The organism is Paenibacillus baekrokdamisoli, assembly GCF_003945345.1.
Taxonomy (GTDB): Bacteria; Bacillota; Bacilli; order Paenibacillales; family Paenibacillaceae; genus Paenibacillus_Z; species Paenibacillus_Z baekrokdamisoli.
The window spans coordinates 140805-156808 of the sequence record NZ_AP019308.1 but is presented as its reverse complement, the minus strand read 5'-3'; the positions used below and the strand labels follow the sequence as shown (position 1 = coordinate 156808).

Sequence of the window (16004 nt, the reverse complement as noted above, 5' to 3'; positions counted from 1 at the left end):
GATATCAAGTGAATTTCTCAACGGTGCGTACAGGAATTACGAGGCGGACAACCGCTCCCGAGTCCAATTGATTGTCGAATTGAAGCTTGGATTCATGGCCAAAGATAAGCTGTAAACGATGATAAACATTCCAAACCCCCAAGTGATCCTCCTTTTGCTGAGTGAAATAACGGCCGGTTTGCAGCACGGACAATATTTCTTTGGAAAATCCGTTGCCATTATCGGAGATGACGATTTCAAATTGATCGGAATTGCTGATAGGAGCGATCCGAATATCAATATGAAAAGGCTCATCCATGAAGTCGAAGCCGTGTTTTATCGCATTCTCAATAAAGGGTTGAATAAGCAGTGGCGGAATGCTTGCTTTCTCCAATTCACTTGTAATCTGGTAGCTGTAGGTGATTAGACCTGGGAAGCGGAGCTGCTGGATATTGATATAGCTCTCCATATGTTCCATTTCGTCGGCAATGGTCACCACGGGTTGATTGGTCTTGGTTGTAAAGCGAAAATATTTTACCAGGTTCAGGCACATCGCTTGAATAATGGAATAATTCTTCAACTGAGCTAGGTTGAAAATAATATTGATCGAGTTTAATAGAAAGTGTGGATTGATCTGCAGCTGAAGATGCTTAAGCTCCGCCTTATGTGCATTGATCTGTTCTTCATATACGTTGATTTTTAGTTCGTGAATTTGCAGAGCCATCTCGTTGAACGTTTCGTTAATAATCGTAAATTCCTTCGATTTGGAGTCATTCAGCCGAACATTCCAATCTCCTTGTTTGATTTTGCGCATACCTCTCGTCAGATTGTTCATTGGTTTTAGAATAATATCATTTAAATACATCAAATAAATGAATAAGAGAACGGTCGCGAACAACGGGATCAAAAAGATAAGACTGCGCAATTTGGATAACTTCTGCAGCAGCTTCTGCTCGGGAATAAAGGCGCTGAGCACCAGATCAGACTCTTCAATAGGATTGCTGACTACGATATATTTCTCTTCCTGGTGCTTCAACACCTGATAGGCTTCTTCCGGTCGAATAACAAATGAATGGGATAATGCGGTCGACTTCTTAAGAATTCCCGTCATGATATCCCCTTGGCCTGAAACAAAAGCGGCGAATCCTTCCTGCCCCAACTGAATTAATTCAAGTGGCACCATTAAATTGTTGAGCCGAACCCAAGCGCCCAGATAATAACCGTACCCCGTATCAACCAGCCTCATCAAGGCGTACTCATCCCCGTATTTGACCGTTCGCCATTGTTGAAAATAAGTACGATCGGTTGGAATCCCCGCAAGTACCCCCATCAAGGTCGATTTAATCGCTTCCATTTCATCCATCGACTTTGTCTTAATCGTTGTGGTGAACAAGTCACGATTATCTATGGAATAAATAAACTGGAAATCCATGCTGTTGTCGAACCGGTGATAGCGGGTCAAGCTATTCAAAACACGTGTTTTGGTCAGATAGTATTCGACGGGATCGTTCTTGGAGCTGGACAATGCCAAAATATTCGGATCCTCGTATGCGAGATTATATAAAAAGTTAGCTTCCCGCTTGAGTGCAGTCTGGATTTGATTGGCATATAACACGACTAGGTTTTTGTTCGAATCAGCAACTTCCTCCCTCACCGTATTCGAGGCGTAAAAGTTATTAAATAACAGCAAAATCACCAACGGTACCGCGATGGTGATGAATCCAATTGTTAATTTAAAACGCAGTGATCGTTTGATGTTCATAAGATTCCCCCGGGCTGTATCTACTGACTTGTCAGTATAGAATGTCCTCTTATGATTATGTCATATCGTGACGGAAAGGGAATCCCTGACTCGGAAAATGTCTATTCCAAATCAGGGGATTCCCTTCATCACATCGCTATATCACTTCTATTAATTACCTATTATCGCTACTTATTTCCTCTTAATGCTGCGTTTTCGCCCAAGCGTCAAGTTGTTTTTGAGCTTCCGCTTTTACTTTGTCGAACCCAGCGCCATTGCGTTTTTCTTTCCACTTTGCAATTACTTTCTCCGCATCAACTGCGCCTGTAGCCAGAGCGCCCGTGAATTCTTTATCCACATTCGCCAAGGATGCCAGCTCCGACTTCACAGGTTCTTGATCAAATGTGAACCCCAGTGCGATTGAACGCTCGGAACTTTCATTAAATTTCTTAAACAGCTCCCATTTGTTCTTGTCTTCATTCGCCCATAGATAGGAGTTGAATTGGTTACCAAACATCCATCCACCAGGAGACGGATAGCCTTGCGTATCTGCTGTTACACCAGCCGGGTAATCAATAACATTATCCTCTTTCTTGACAAAATGCTTACCTTCAACGCCCCAATCCAGCATGTTAAGCAATTTAGCATCCGTATAGAGCAGATTAAGGAACATCATTGCTCTTGCAGGATCTTCAGATGTTCTCGAAATACCCAGCATCGCGCCTTGCGCATCACCTGTTGTCGTGAAAGGAACTGCGGTTTCCATTTGAACGACTTCTACTCCCGAGGAAACGCTCATTTCTTTATCCTTACCCGGTTTTAATGAGGAGGCAACTGCAAACCCCTTACCAGCCTTAATCGTATTCATCGCTTGATCCGTGTCCGAAGTCAGGACGTCCTTGTCGAACCAACCGTTCTTATTCCAGGTATTCATCCGTTTATAGAATTCGATATATTTGGGATCTTCCAATTTGTCGATCACCTTCAACTCTTTGCTGCCGCGCGGAATGGCGAGGTTGCCCACGATATTATCGTAATTGGAGGCGTCCCAAATATTCGTGAATTTACTAGATATAATTGGGGTTACACTCGGTTCCTTATCTTTAATTGTTTGGAGCATGGCTTCGACCTCTTCGATCGATTTAATACCATTTGTATTGAACTTGTATTTATCAACCAACTTCTTGCTTAAGAGAAGTCCGAACCCTTGTCCGAATTCCTTGTTCGTCGGAAGCGCATACAGCTTACCGCCAATTCTAGCGCCCTTGATAAAGTCGGGGCCTAGTACGTCCGGAATGCCCTTGCCGTATTGAGACATCAAGTCATCCAGATCAAGATACTGCCCTTTGGAGACATCCCTTGGATAGAAGTACCAGCTTGCGGTAAACATGAGATCGTATGATTCATTGGAAATTTTCATCAGATTCGTTTTATCTTCCCACGAGCCCCACTCGATCGGCTTCAGTTCGATAGTCGCATTTATTTTCTCTGTTAAATATTTATTCATTTCATCCTGAACGAGCGCAAGATCCTTCGGTGCAGTTCCAGGGTAAACCAGTTTAATCTTATACGGCTTTAATTTTGATCCAGAATCTGCGCTAGTGCCACTGTTGTTAGTGACAGCATTCCCTTTGCCCGCAGCATTTCCGCCAGAGGTGTTGTTCTTACTACCGCAGCCCGTTAATGCCAGGCCCCCGCATAGCACTAAGGCTAAAGCGGTGTTCAGTGATTTCTTGTTCATAGCATTTAATCCCCTCTCGCTATCTTTTTTTATTATACAGCATCAGCCTTTAACGGCTCCGCTGGTAATACCGCTGATATAAAACTTCTGAAAGAACGGATAGGCAACAAGCAAAGGCGCGATTCCGACAATTGCCAGAGCCATACGAACGGTTTCTCTCGGCATTTTGGCAAGAAGATCACCCGCTTGCGAGGAGGTACCCGATTTCATAATGAGGTATTGAACATTGGTTAGCGTCTTCGTCATCAGGTACTGGATGTTATACAGCTCCGGCTTGTCGATGAAGAGCATACAGTTATACCAGTCATTCCAATATGCCAATGTATTGAAGAGACCGATCGTAGCCATGATGGGAAGCGAAAGCGGAATGACAATTTTCATAAAGATTTTCATCTCGGTCGCCCCGTCGATCGTTGCCGATTCGACGATCGACTCGGGTATCGAGCCAGCGAAGAAGCTTCGCATCAGCAGCACATTAAATGCGCTTAACAGCAGGCTTGGTATAATCATCGCAAAAATCGTATTTTTCAAACCTAATAGGTTCACATACGTGATATACCAAGGAACCATTCCCCCGCTAAACAACATTGTAAAAAAGAGAAAGAAGGAAAGGCTCCGGCGGAATGGCAGCTCCGCTCTTGAGAGCGGATAAGCAAACAACGCGGTAACAGCCAGACTGACCACCGTTCCGACAAGTGTCGATAATATCGTGACACCGTAAGCTTTTGCAATCTGAGAGAAATCATTAAACAAGAAGGCGTAGGCGGCAAAGTTGATTTTACTAGGAAATAAAGAATATCCGTTTGCAATAATCGAATCTTCGTCCGTGATCGAAACCATGAAAACAAGAATAAAAGGAACTAAAGACACGATCGTAAAAATCCAAAAAAAGATATGGATGAAGGATTGATTAATGTTATTTTTCAGCTTCATTGTCAGATTGCTCCCTTTCTAGAATAAGGCGTCCTCTTTGCTATAACGCCGTACCGCATAGTTGGCGAGTAAGATGAGGAAGAAACAGACAATCGATTGATAGAATCCCGCAGCGGCGGACATTCCGACATCCCCAAGCTGTACCATGGCGCGATAGACGAAGGTATCAATCGTATTCGTCGTCTGGATGAGTGCTCCTGTATTCATAGGCACTTGATAGAACAATCCGAAATCCGAGCGGAGAATACCGCTAATAGCCAGCAATGTCATCACGATGATAACCGGACTTATCAAGGGCAGCGTGATCTTCGTCATCTGCTTCCATTTGCTCGCGCCGTCGATCTTCGCTGCTTCGTAATATTCCTTATCAATACCGATGATGGCCGCGAAATAAATAATGGACAAGTAGCCGACGTTCTTCCACGCATTTACTATAACGAGAATGTAAGGCCAATATCCCGCTTCGCTGTACCAAGAGATGGCATCGATATGGAACCATTTTATAAGCTGTCGGTTAATGAGGCCGCTCTCAACGTTTAGAAAGCTGTATACCAAGTAAGCAACAATAACCATCGATATAATATGCGGCAGCAGAAAGGTGCTCTGATAAAATTTTGCAATGGCTTTATCTTTAATTTCATTAATGAGCAGTGCCACCAATAACGCTAATACTAGATTCAGGACGATAAAAACTCCGTTATATGCAATCGTGTTCCTCGTAATGATGTAAGCATCTTCGGAATTGAACAAGAACTTAAAATTATCCAGTCCCGCCCAATCACTCCCCCACATTCCTTTGCCGTAATTCAAATTTTTAAAGGCAAGGATTACACCATACATCGGAATGTAGTTGTTAATGATAAGATAAACGACTCCTGGCAGTGTCATTAACAGCAGCATTTTGTATTTCTTTAGTCTTCTTAACAGAGAGCTTTGTTTGCTTAAGGTTTTTGTTGCTTTATGTGGAACCGTCTGTGCTGTGTTCAAGCCTTTCACCCTTTCTCATACGCAATCGCTTACATTCTTATTGTAATAGAGCCAAATTCTGCCGACCACTAGGATAATGACTTCAAATTGTGACGATTGTGACTTGTTGACGGTTTAAGTGACTTGTTGTATTGACAGTGTACATAGGACTCATTATGCTAAGAGCGAATTCGCACGATATATAACAACGATTTGTTCAAACGTCTACTTTAGTGAGATGAGAGGATGATTGCAATGGTAAATCAAAGGCCTGTTAAGAGAGTGTTCATTCTTGGTATGGATGGCGCGGGGAATTTCATTCAGCAGACGGATACACCCGTTATCGACTCCTTTTTACAGAAAGGTGCGCTCACGTATATGGCACAGGCGGAATCGCCAACGATTAGTGCAGAATGCTGGGGGTCAGTCCTCCATGGCGTCGTACCGGAGAAACATCAATTGAACAATGATATCGCAGCAAGCGAACATTTCCCTACGGATTCTCCGCATCCATCATTATTCCGCTTGGCTAGAGAAACATGGCCGAATGCGAAGCTTGCTTCTTTCACAGGCTGGTCCCCGATCAACAACGGCATTATTGAAGAAGGACTTGGCATACACAAGGAATCGCTTCCCGATGCGGAGCTTGTTGTGTCGCTTCAACAATATGTAGAGAATAATCCAGATGTTAAGCTGCTGTTCATGCAGTTGGATGAGCCCGATGGCTCCGGACACGCACACGGTTACGGTCCGGATTCGCCCGAATATTTGAAATCCATTACGGCTTGCGATCAGCTGTTCGGAAAGGTGCTGGGAACGATCGAGAAGCTAGGCTTGCTCGAAGACAGCCTCGTTATTCTGATAACGGATCATGGCGGCGGTGGCGAACATCAGTATGGACACGGCAGCGATCATCCGATGGACAAGAATGTTTTCTGGGGCTGTGTAGGCCCAGGTGTTGAACCAGGAACCAAGATTGCACAGTTATCCATTGTGGATACGGCCGCTATTGTCGCCTATGCCCTTGGAATGGAGACGCCTGCGCATTGGGATGCAAAGCTGCCTCATTCTTTATTCGGCGAGCAGGGATAGCCAGCGATGAAAATAGCGAGAGGAGTGACTCCCATTGAGAAAGCAGCTGCGATTTCGCAGTGACGAGACGTTTACTATCGTACAATTCGCCGATGTCGAGTTCTGCAACGGTGATGATGAAGAAATCCGAATGAAAGCGATGATGCGGCGAATACTGGAATCGGAACAGCCGGATCTCGTTGTCTATACCGGGGACGTCCTTGCCAGTGCCGGGTGCACAGATGTGGCGCAATCCTTTCGCAATGCCGTTTCCGTTCCCGAAGAGATGGAGATTCCCTGGGCTGCCGTATTCGGCAACCATGATTCGGAAGCTGCGAATGTGACGAGAGAACAGCTGCATGCCCTTCAACTCACACATAAATATTGTTACGCGAAACCCGATCCATCAAATGTAAGCGGTGTCGGAAATTACGTCGTGACGATCGCGGATCAACAGAACGAAACGGCAGCGTCCCTTTATTTTCTGGACTCTGGAAGCTATTCTCCGCTTGAATACTCCAGGCTTGGATTTTACGACTGGATTCGCAGAGATCAAATCGAGTGGTATACGACGCAATCCTATCGTTTAACCGAACAGAACGGCGGACAACCGCTGCCATCTTTGGCTTTCTTCCACATCCCGCTGCCTGAATATAATGATATATGGGATTTCACGACATGCTATGGACAAAGGATGGACTCGAGCTGCTCTGGCCCATGGATCAACACAGGTTTCTTTGCGGCAATGGTGGAGATGGGTGATGTCATGGGTACGTTTGTCGGCCACGATCACGGGAACGACTTCTGGGGAACGATGCATGGCATTCGTCTTTGCTATGGCCGTACGACACGCAACGCGTACCTGAAGCAGCCGTTTCTGACCGGCGCAAGAGTGATAAAGCTGCGGGCGGGCGAGCGCAGCTTCGACACGTGGCTTCATCTGGAAGACGGCACGGTGATCAAGGAGCAACCCGAGCATAGACCAGAAGGACGGATTGTGAAGGCTTAATAATCCGTTTATGAATGATGACAGTGGCTGTTGATAAGAAAATGAAGCCTCCAGCTCCACTTGAACAGTGGTTCTGGAGGCTTCATAATTCGATTTGTGGGACTGACTCATTCGGCGTTAGCCTTTTGGGGCAGCCCCTTTTTTTGAAGCTCCTCTTATTCAAACGCCTTTGTTGTGTTTCATGTTTTCATGTTGTTTTTTGTTGTTTTGGATTGACTTGAAATCAAATCCCCTTTATCATAGGTAATTGTTAAGGAATTGTTAATCTACTCAAGCTTCGAGGGAGAAGTGATATCTGTGGTGACTGCTGCTTTGCTGCTCGTACTTTGCTCCGGACTGACACATGCGATTTGGAATTTATTTACGAAGCGCAGTCTGAACAAAAGCGTCTTTCTCTGGTCAATCCATATTGCGGCGACAGTGCTGCTGCTGCCCTATTTTATATACGAGCTGTTCCACATGGAGATCACCGGTAGTTTTCTCCTACTCGTCTTTTTTTCGATGTCCTTTCAAGGGGGATATTTTATTTTCTTGTCCAGAGCGTACTCCTATGGGGACATGTCGCAGGTATACCCTATCATGCGAGGAACGGGTGCTTTTTTTGTGCCTGTCATGAGCGTACTTGTATTCGGGGAATCACTATCTCCGATTGGATGGATAGGATTGTGCTGCATTGTCGGCGGGCTGTTCGCGATCAGCGGCTTCTTCGGCAAGCGGGAGATTCGAGAGAACAAGGAACGCAGCATTGCATCCAAGGCGGTCCTTTCCGCATTAGCAGTCGGTTTCTGTATAACTGGATATACATTGCTCGATAAGCAGCTCGTACAGAACATGTCTCCGTTTGCTTTGATCGAAATTTCGAATATCTCTTACGTGATATTCTCGACGTTTGCCGTGATGAAATCCAAGCAGATCAAACAAGAATGGCAGGTCAATTGGAGGACGATTATGATCGGCACCTTCTTGGCTCCAGGTTCCTATGTACTGTTCTTATTTGCTATGAAGTTGGCTCCGCTAGCATCGATCGCACCCATTCGCGAAGTAGGTACCGTGTTCGGAACACTGCTCGGCGTCTTTCTCCTTAAGGAACAGAATGGTCTGCTCCGAGTCATCATGTCATCCGTCATTACGATCGGCATCATCTCTATCGCTCTTATGGGATGATCGCTCCCTTTCATGTGCTCTCTCCTTCCCGATTTTCCCATGAGTTTCGGGCTTAATTTTATGGAAGATGGCTAGCCATTAACAAATGACTTCCCGTTTGGAAATGTTTAGCTATGTCCTAACTATTTAATGGTCGGGGTATCCCTTGAGAAGTTGCGAACTCCTAAAGATCATCATGACCCTAACACCGTATCAATCGCTTCATCCATTTACATAGTAGCGATTGACTTGAAAAAACGTAAGAAAACGAAGATATCAAAAAACAGGGCAATCATGGTGGTATCTGACCATTATCGAACTGCTCAATCTATCAGAATAGCGTTATTTAGGTGAATTAATTTCATAATTTCAAAGCCTTGCTGGGCTTAATCTTTTAAAGCATAAAAAAAGGAGCCCCTCCCAAATCTCGAAATGTTTAATACCCCTACTACACACCAAAAAGAGAGAAAGGAAGAACTCCAGATGTATATTATTCCCTTAGAGGATTTATTAGAATTGTCACCCAAGGTATAGGTTAGCTGCTGCTTGCTAAGCAGTTTCACATACTCACCGACATCTTACCGACTTGAAGGTTCCAGCATACATCACATCAGACAACAGTCCATTCGTCGATGAACTGCGGATGAACGCCGCCCCATTCGTCCTGTCCATACTCTGTCAAAGCATATAAGACGAGTTCGACCGTTCTTCTCTTAGAAGCTTTACCTTCCAGTACCATCAAGAATTGTTCGAGAATGACTTTATTTTCTTTTCCATCGGCTTGATCGTTTCTGACTGCATCAAATACACGTTCAAGCAGCCGATCTTCTTCGCTTCTCTCATGCAGAAAATCAATGATTCTTTTGTTCTGAGAGATATGTTGCTTAACTGTGTATTCTTCACCGTTATCATCAAGAATAGGGAACTTCGACTTCCTCGATGACATCTGATTGCTGGAAATAATGAATTTGAACCTCAGTCTTTTCAGAATCAGATAGATCCTTCTGAAACCATTCGACTTCCTCAATTCCGAACAATCGGGATAATGCTCCAATCGCTGTTGTGGTATTTTTCGCCGCCCTTTTATCCAATCCTGAAACGTTTGCTTGGAAACGCCAACCTTCTCCGCCACCGTCTTGTATTCCATGTAAAATGTGTCGGCTATTTACTGTAATCCAATCATTTTGACGCCATACTTAGCATGCCTTACATCATACTTGGAATGTCAAGCGGGGTTTTGAACAAAAGAAAACCACATGCAAGTATGTACTCTCGCATGTGGCAATGTATCTTATTCTTCTAATACATACCGTTTTACCACTTTGTTATCTTCAAAGAAATACAGTCTGCTACAAGCTCGACATCTCCATACCGCTTGCCTTGGCTCAATATCGAAGACGTTTAAACCGTGCTTGGTTCCTTCAGTTATCTCTTCCCATTCCTTCTGAGTAAATATAATTAGTTCTGTCTCATTCGGAGAAACTACCGTTGACATAGTGTTCCCACACACGCACTTCATACCAGCCATATTTGATTCCTCCTATCACGGATACTTTAAGATTTGATCTTTTAACCAGATTTCAACATCACCTTTAATATTTCCTTTCCTTGCAGCTTCTGCTATTGCTTCAGCAGCTTGTTCTGGTGTAAGTCCAGTAGAACGAGCATCAACGATAACCGTTCCTCCACCACCTGCCTGTTTTGAACCTTCCTTAATTCTTTTTGCTATTGTACTCGGGTCTGTGGACGTCGGTGCTTTTATTTCAGTAGGCACACCATCAACTTCCATGTCAGGTCTACTTTCTTTAGCATTTGGATCTTTAGGTATGAATTTAACTTTTTCCCCTTGCTTCGCAAGTGTTTCCCCTACATTCTGTGGAGAACTCCAAGGACCTTCGTCAGCTAAATTATTATAAGTATAGGATTCTTGGCTGAGAGAAGGATCTGTTTTGGAAGTCAGACCGCCCATTTCATTGTAAGCTTTTGTGCTGACTACTTTCGGCGAATCGGATTCATTACTTTGTACGGTCGTATTTGTGATTTGACCACTTGCATTGTAAGGGTATTTCATAATTTGTCCGATTGCATCCTTGACTTCACTCAATCGATTCAGTGCATCATAGGTATACTTCATGGTGACGCCTTCACTATTCAAATTCTTTTTGGGATCTGTATAAGTAAGTTGATTTCCTGCAATGTCATATGTGTACAACTCAGTCAATGGAACAGTTTGATTGGGCCAGTCTTTATAGACCCTATTCACCAGTAATTGTCCCCATTGATCGTAATCCTGCTCAACATAGCTGGACTTCAAATTGCTTAGAGCCGGATTATTCCGATAAGCAAGGACATCCATAGCCGCTACGAAATAATGAATTCCCTTGCGTAATTTCAAATTGCTCTCTGACACATACAAATTGCCGTACATATCCATCCCTTCTTTTTGCGCACCCCAAGCATCGTAGACAACTGTCGTTGTATTATTCATCGGGTCTTTGGCATAGACCGCTCTGGTCAAATCGTCGGGACGATATTCTGTAGTCTGAGTAACTCCATTGTTGGATTGCTGTGAATAGCGCAAAAAGCCGAGTCCATCATAGTAGTCATTTTGGATAGACAACTGGGTCGTTGCTTGGTTGGATACTTGAGTATACTTGCGTTTGGAACTGACTAACAGTGATGAGACGGATGCATTCTCAGCGTCTGCCACTGAAGGAATAACCGAATTCGTATAACTAATTTCATCCATAACATTGTAGCCAACACCGTTGGCATTGGTAAAACTCGGATACGTAATTCGGGTAGGACGCCCAAGCGAATCGTATAGGTAAGACGTAACCTTGCCATTACCGTTTGTTTCGCTCTCCAATTGTCCTGTTCCCATATTGTAAGCCATTGTTTTCTGAACGACCTGTGTAACATTTTCTCCGGTAGTGCTCTTCGTGGTAAAATAGCTTCTGATATCACTTGGATAGGCATAATTGGTAGTAGCATTGAAAATCCTCTCGTGAATAGACGTCTTTCCATCGACTAAGCTTTGCGTTGTTTTAATCTTAATAATTTTGCCCATTATATTCGATAGCTGATCACTTTGCGCTCACCATTAGAGGCACGGTTTGAAATAGCGGTAACCTGGCCTTGGCTATTATAATTTGTAGTTGTAGCCATTCCACCGGTTATTGATGTACTTTGTGTCGTTTGGGTTGTCGCATAGACAAAGCTGCTTGGGTTATTGTAGGGATTGCCTGGGTCATATCCTGTGTAATCTCCGGAATAACTATAATTGACGTGATTGAAATCACCAGAAGCAATGTAGTACCACTCGGGAATAAAATAATAGTATTCAATGAAAACCCGAATCGGCATGGGTCTGAAAATGAAACAGGCTTCCCATTGACTGGAAGCCTGCTTCTTGTTGAGGATGTATCGGGCCTTACATGGCTCGGGATAACATTCGTGCTCACTCGCTTTTCGATCCTCGTCGGTACAGGGTCGGTGAACGTTTTAAAGGATCATTTCTTAATCTCCTGAGCACAATAAATTCAAGTGCTGGTCCAGTATGTGTTCCAGCCTTTCCACTGTGAGCCGACCTGGCTGCATCAGCTGGTGTATGGCTAACCCGTCGACCAGCGCATACAGCTTCTCGGTTTCCAAATCGGTATCCAGTCCTGACTTTGCCAGATTGTTCGTGAGCAAGAATTCAATCACAAAACCTGCGGCTCGGTAAAAGCCGTCTTGCATTGCTTCACTTATTTTTTTCAGCTCCGGATAAATCAATACCTTGGCGTTAAATGAAAACCAAACCTCCATCTCCATTACTCTTTCCTCGTCCAAAGGTACGAACTGTAGTAGCAGTCTCTTCAAATCCGGTAAAAACGGTTCCTCGATTGAAAAAGCTTCAACACGATTTTGAACGCGCTGAACAAAAAGGCTCATACAGAAGGCAAACAGTTCAGCCTGCGTGCAAAAATAATGCCGCATCGATCCTACGGATAAGCCTGCTTCCTTCGCGATATTTCGAACAGTGGCCTGTTCTAGTCCGTATTTTCGAATGACTCTCAAGGCAGCTTCAGCTACGATTTGTCTTTGTTTTTCGTGATCTACGATTTTAGGCATATGTCTATTATACTATTTTCTTTTTATAATACAATGTGCTACAATATTTTTAATACATTGTACTAAAAAGGAGAATTGCAACCCGATGTTTATCGACGCCACTCAAAAGAAGCCATTAAAAAAATTTAAATGGAAAAGGATACTGCTCCTTATTTTGACTATTGTTCTTCTTCCAATCGGATCTGGATCTATCTACGAATGGGTCGCATCTGAACATGCCAAGAAGGATTTTCCACCTCCGGGCAAATTAGTCGACGTTGGCGGCTATCGCCTGCATCTTCAAAAATTCGGAAGCGGATCTCCGACTATCGTTCTTGAAGCGGGAAGCGGAGAAACGAGCCTGTCGTGGAGAAATATCCCTGAACAACTGGCACCATTTGCAACTGTTGTAACCTATGATCGCGCCGGATATGCGTGGAGCGAAAAAGCAAATACGGAACGAACGGGAGCCAATATCATTAAAGAGCTGCATTCTGCATTGGAAAAAGAGGGAATCAACGGACCTTATCTGCTTGTCGGTCATTCTTTAGGGGGAATGTATGCACGGTTATTCGCCCAGACCTACCCAGACAAAGTCACTGGCTTAGTTCTCATTGATGCCAGACCTGAAAACGATGAGCGGGATACCAAGTCCATTCTTGAGAGCGAGAACTTTTCCGGAAACCCGCCTTCTTCTATTCTAAAGCTCTTGAAGCGATCGGGAGCCTTTCGGTTATTTCAAGATTCGCTGTTGGAAGGTTTGGTTCCGAAGGAAGACCGAAGTCAATTCATTAATGTCATCGCGAAGCCGAGCTATTTCGAAGCCAAAGAACAAGAGGGAAAGTTGGCAGCTTCCACAGAAGATGCCATTCGTAGGCAAAACCTGGGCTCTCTCCCTGTAAGAATCATTGCCAGAGGCTTACCTCAGGATTACGCGGCGGTTGGGATTTCTGAAGAAGGCGGTAAGCGGCTTGAGGAAATCTGGCAGGCCGGACAGCGAACTATGATGAAGATTTCCTCCGACAGCGAGCTTATCATTGCAAAGAAGAGCGGACATATGGTCATTCATGACGAGCCTGCTCTTGTCATCGAAACGATCCGCAGCTTATTGGGGCGTTGAAGAACGATTTTTTCATAGAGCCAATCTGATGATTGATTGATGAACTTCTATCATTTCTCACTCTTTAAACCATTCCGTCAGCCTTACAACAATACCAAGCAACGATTCATAAAAGGTTCGGCATACGGCTGTCCTAGGCAGTTCCCCCCGCTCGCTCCCAGTCATCCGTAAAGGATTTATAACACGAACTGTTAGGGTATGGGGGCGAACCGCCACGGAACGCGACAACTCTATCGATATGCCGGTTTGGGTAATAACAAGCAACAATCCAAAGCTTCCCCCCTCTAAATGCCGCAGTCTTCACCAAATAACCCAGATCAAGCTCCGTCTTTGGTTTGCTTTCATCATATCCGTGATTCAAACGCAACGGCAGCTTGGGTGGCTCGCTGTACTTAAAGCTTTTCCATTACTATTTTCACATTTTTAAGACGCGCTCTAAAAGTAAATATTTGGCTTATTTAGCTTTCTGTCGAAGAAGGTAAACTACATAGTTGCTATTTCGACAGTATTACCATGCAAGAAATGCCCAAAAATATCGGAATCTGTGGCTGCTTCCTATATAAGCTTTGTTGTATTATTAGCTTTTAATTTTCGTAGTTATGTTTAATCATTCATAAAACCGGTGCTGAAACCGAACATAAGCCCCCCCCCCTCGGATGCATTGCCTAATTGAATAGAACCACCCATTTTTTCAACAAGCTGTTTAGCAATGTAAAGCCCAAGCCCGGAGTGTCCATTCCCGCTTTTGCGGGATTCATCACCGCGATAGAATTTGTCAAACCCTTTCTCTAGGTCTTTTTTGTTAAATCCGGTACCAGAATCCTGTATTTCATATTGAACGAAATCCGGCATGAACCGAACCGTAATATGAATGTAACCACATTGCGGCGTATATGTCAGACTGTTGGATACGATGTTATCCAGAACGCGCTCCAACTTTTCCACGTCTGCGGAAAATGGCAAGTCGGGCGCATTCTGCACACTCCAAATAATTGTAATCCCTTTCTTTTTAGCCTGTAATTCATAATTGGATACTCTTTGGCGGAGAAACGCTGTTATATCCAGAGAAGCAAGATGGAGCTCCATGCCCGAATTTTCTAAATCTGTGGTGTATTGCATACGGCGAACAAGCCTGTTGCTTCGTTCCGCATTTTCGTGAATAATGTTTAAATACCGATTTCACTGTCCATTTGCACCAAACGCTCCTTTAAATCGAGCCGCAGCTTCCCGAAATACAGTTTCATTCGTTTGTGCTCCACGTTCAGGTACTGCGCCCGTTCTTCGCGTCTTAAATTCGCATCAATTTTTGCCAGAAGTTCCTGAAGCTTAAATGGCTTCAAAATGTAATCGTCACCGCCAAGAGTCAGCCCCCGGATACGATCCGCTTCCGACTGTTTTGCACTCAAGAAAAGAATGGTACACAGCACCTGCTCACGAATTGTGCGGCAGACGGTGAAACCGTCCGCTCCCGGCATCATCACATCTAAAAGAATCAAGTCCGGGCGTTGCTTCGCCAGCTCAATTCCAGTGTTTCCGTTATATGCTGTCAAAACCTCATGACCTTTTACCCGAAGTTCATCCGCAAGCAACTGAACTAACTCTTCTTCATCATCAATAATCAATATTCGACTCAAACGACCACCCCCATTCAGATATTATTCATAGCTTTTCCGTCCTTCCCATTTACCAAACCAAACTATACCCAAGAGTGTGAGGAAAAGAAAGCATATCAGAACAGGAGCAAGCCCTTTATCCATATTTTGCTGATAGACTTCAGCAAGCTGTATTGTTTTTCCCAAAGAAAGATTCGGCATAAACAGAATCGGATTCCAGGAAAGCCGCACCGACCATGCCCACGGAACAAACTGCCAGATGGCATCTCCTATGGTAGTAGTACCAATCATTCCGGCAATGAGAAATCCTCCGCAGCCTGCACCAATAGAAGCACCCTGCCCATACGCAAGGCTAAGAAACAAATGCAGTGGCAAAAGACTCAGCGCACCCGTCAATGCCAGGGTACCCCCTTGTAAAAACAGTCCGTATTCTATGTGTTCTATTCGCAGTGCCAGATTCATTCCCAGCAGCAAAATTAAAATTGCACTGAGTAGAACGGCCGCACACAGCAGCGTCAGCTGCAAAAGCTTTCCAAAGTAAATTAGAAGGCGCGATGCTCTTTGTCCGGTAATTGTGATTATCTATGCTTGAA

Annotated in this window: 17 protein-coding genes; 4 read left to right on the top strand and 13 right to left on the bottom strand. The window is 44.3% G+C overall.

From position 1 onward, the window contains the following. Positions 1-4: 4 nt before the first annotated feature. The 4 genes from EKN16_RS00650 to EKN16_RS00635 all read right to left on the bottom strand — a co-directional run bounded on the left by EKN16_RS00650 (position 5) and on the right by EKN16_RS00635 (position 5294). Positions 5-1741 (bottom strand): sensor histidine kinase, encoded by a 1737-nt coding sequence (locus EKN16_RS00650; protein ID WP_125653238.1) that lies wholly within the window; start codon positions 1739-1741, stop codon positions 5-7. Between the two features lie 181 nt (positions 1742-1922). Beyond that, entirely contained in the window at positions 1923-3461 is a 1539-nt protein-coding gene (locus tag EKN16_RS00645) for an ABC transporter substrate-binding protein (protein ID WP_125653237.1), read from the bottom strand. Positions 3462-3503: 42 nt separating this feature from the next. Continuing rightward, positions 3504-4394 (bottom strand): carbohydrate ABC transporter permease, encoded by an 891-nt coding sequence (locus tag EKN16_RS00640; protein WP_125653236.1) that lies wholly within the window; start codon positions 4392-4394, stop codon positions 3504-3506. An 18-nt stretch (positions 4395-4412) separates the two neighbouring features. Continuing rightward, a complete protein-coding gene (locus tag EKN16_RS00635) occupies positions 4413-5294 on the bottom strand; it encodes an ABC transporter permease (RefSeq protein ID WP_125665698.1) in 882 nt (293 codons plus the stop codon). A gap of 321 nt (positions 5295-5615) precedes the next feature. On the opposite strand from EKN16_RS00635, the gene EKN16_RS00630 reads away from it, so the two are divergent. From EKN16_RS00630 to EKN16_RS00620, 3 genes are all read left to right on the top strand, one after another. Next, positions 5616-6452, top strand: a complete 837-nt coding sequence (locus EKN16_RS00630; protein WP_125653235.1) for an alkaline phosphatase family protein — start codon at positions 5616-5618, stop codon at positions 6450-6452. Positions 6453-6486: 34 nt separating this feature from the next. After that, positions 6487-7440 (top strand): metallophosphoesterase family protein, encoded by a 954-nt coding sequence (locus EKN16_RS00625; RefSeq protein ID WP_125653234.1) that lies wholly within the window; start codon positions 6487-6489, stop codon positions 7438-7440. Positions 7441-7737: 297 nt separating this feature from the next. Continuing rightward, entirely contained in the window at positions 7738-8604 is an 867-nt protein-coding gene (locus EKN16_RS00620) for a DMT family transporter (protein ID WP_125665696.1), read from the top strand. Between the two features lie 589 nt (positions 8605-9193). Here EKN16_RS00620 and EKN16_RS32755 read toward each other — a convergent pair. The 5 genes from EKN16_RS32755 to EKN16_RS00595 all read right to left on the bottom strand — a co-directional run bounded on the left by EKN16_RS32755 (position 9194) and on the right by EKN16_RS00595 (position 12699). Then, a complete protein-coding gene (locus tag EKN16_RS32755) occupies positions 9194-9730 on the bottom strand; it encodes a hypothetical protein (RefSeq protein WP_183530692.1) in 537 nt (178 codons plus the stop codon). A 144-nt stretch (positions 9731-9874) separates the two neighbouring features. Further along, positions 9875-10111, bottom strand: a complete 237-nt coding sequence (locus EKN16_RS32750) for a DUF8617 domain-containing protein (protein WP_221226655.1) — start codon at positions 10109-10111, stop codon at positions 9875-9877. 15 nt (positions 10112-10126) lie between these two features. After that, positions 10127-11653 carry a CdiA C-terminal domain-containing protein gene (locus tag EKN16_RS00605; protein ID WP_125653231.1) on the bottom strand — a complete coding sequence of 509 codons (1527 nt, stop codon included), beginning with the start codon at positions 11651-11653 and terminating at the stop codon, positions 10127-10129. After that, entirely contained in the window at positions 11653-11949 is a 297-nt protein-coding gene (locus EKN16_RS00600) for a hypothetical protein (RefSeq protein WP_125653230.1), read from the bottom strand. Before EKN16_RS00600 ends, EKN16_RS00605 begins: the two co-directional genes overlap by 1 nt. 153 nt (positions 11950-12102) lie before the next feature. After that, positions 12103-12699, bottom strand: a complete 597-nt coding sequence (locus tag EKN16_RS00595; RefSeq protein ID WP_125653229.1) for a TetR/AcrR family transcriptional regulator — start codon at positions 12697-12699, stop codon at positions 12103-12105. Positions 12700-12784: 85 nt separating this feature from the next. Here EKN16_RS00595 and EKN16_RS00590 point away from each other — a divergent pair, with 85 nt between their 5' ends. After that, positions 12785-13798, top strand: coding sequence for an alpha/beta fold hydrolase (locus EKN16_RS00590; RefSeq protein WP_125653228.1), 1014 nt, complete (start codon positions 12785-12787; stop codon positions 13796-13798). A 57-nt stretch (positions 13799-13855) separates the two neighbouring features. Here the strand turns inward: EKN16_RS00590 and EKN16_RS31970 are convergent, their stop codons facing one another. The 4 genes from EKN16_RS31970 to EKN16_RS00570 all read right to left on the bottom strand — a co-directional run bounded on the left by EKN16_RS31970 (position 13856) and on the right by EKN16_RS00570 (position 15984). Next, entirely contained in the window at positions 13856-14065 is a 210-nt protein-coding gene (locus tag EKN16_RS31970; protein WP_164522615.1) for a hypothetical protein, read from the bottom strand. 336 nt (positions 14066-14401) lie between these two features. Next, positions 14402-14917 carry a sensor histidine kinase gene (locus tag EKN16_RS00580; protein WP_125653226.1) on the bottom strand — a complete coding sequence of 172 codons (516 nt, stop codon included), beginning with the start codon at positions 14915-14917 and terminating at the stop codon, positions 14402-14404. A gap of 47 nt (positions 14918-14964) precedes the next feature. Continuing rightward, positions 14965-15432: a response regulator transcription factor gene (locus EKN16_RS00575; protein ID WP_125653225.1), complete on the bottom strand. Its 468-nt coding sequence runs from the start codon at positions 15430-15432 to the stop codon at positions 14965-14967. Between the two features lie 21 nt (positions 15433-15453). Continuing rightward, a complete protein-coding gene (locus EKN16_RS00570; RefSeq protein ID WP_269462740.1) occupies positions 15454-15984 on the bottom strand; it encodes a lantibiotic immunity ABC transporter MutG family permease subunit in 531 nt (176 codons plus the stop codon). Positions 15985-16004: the final 20 nt, after the last annotated feature.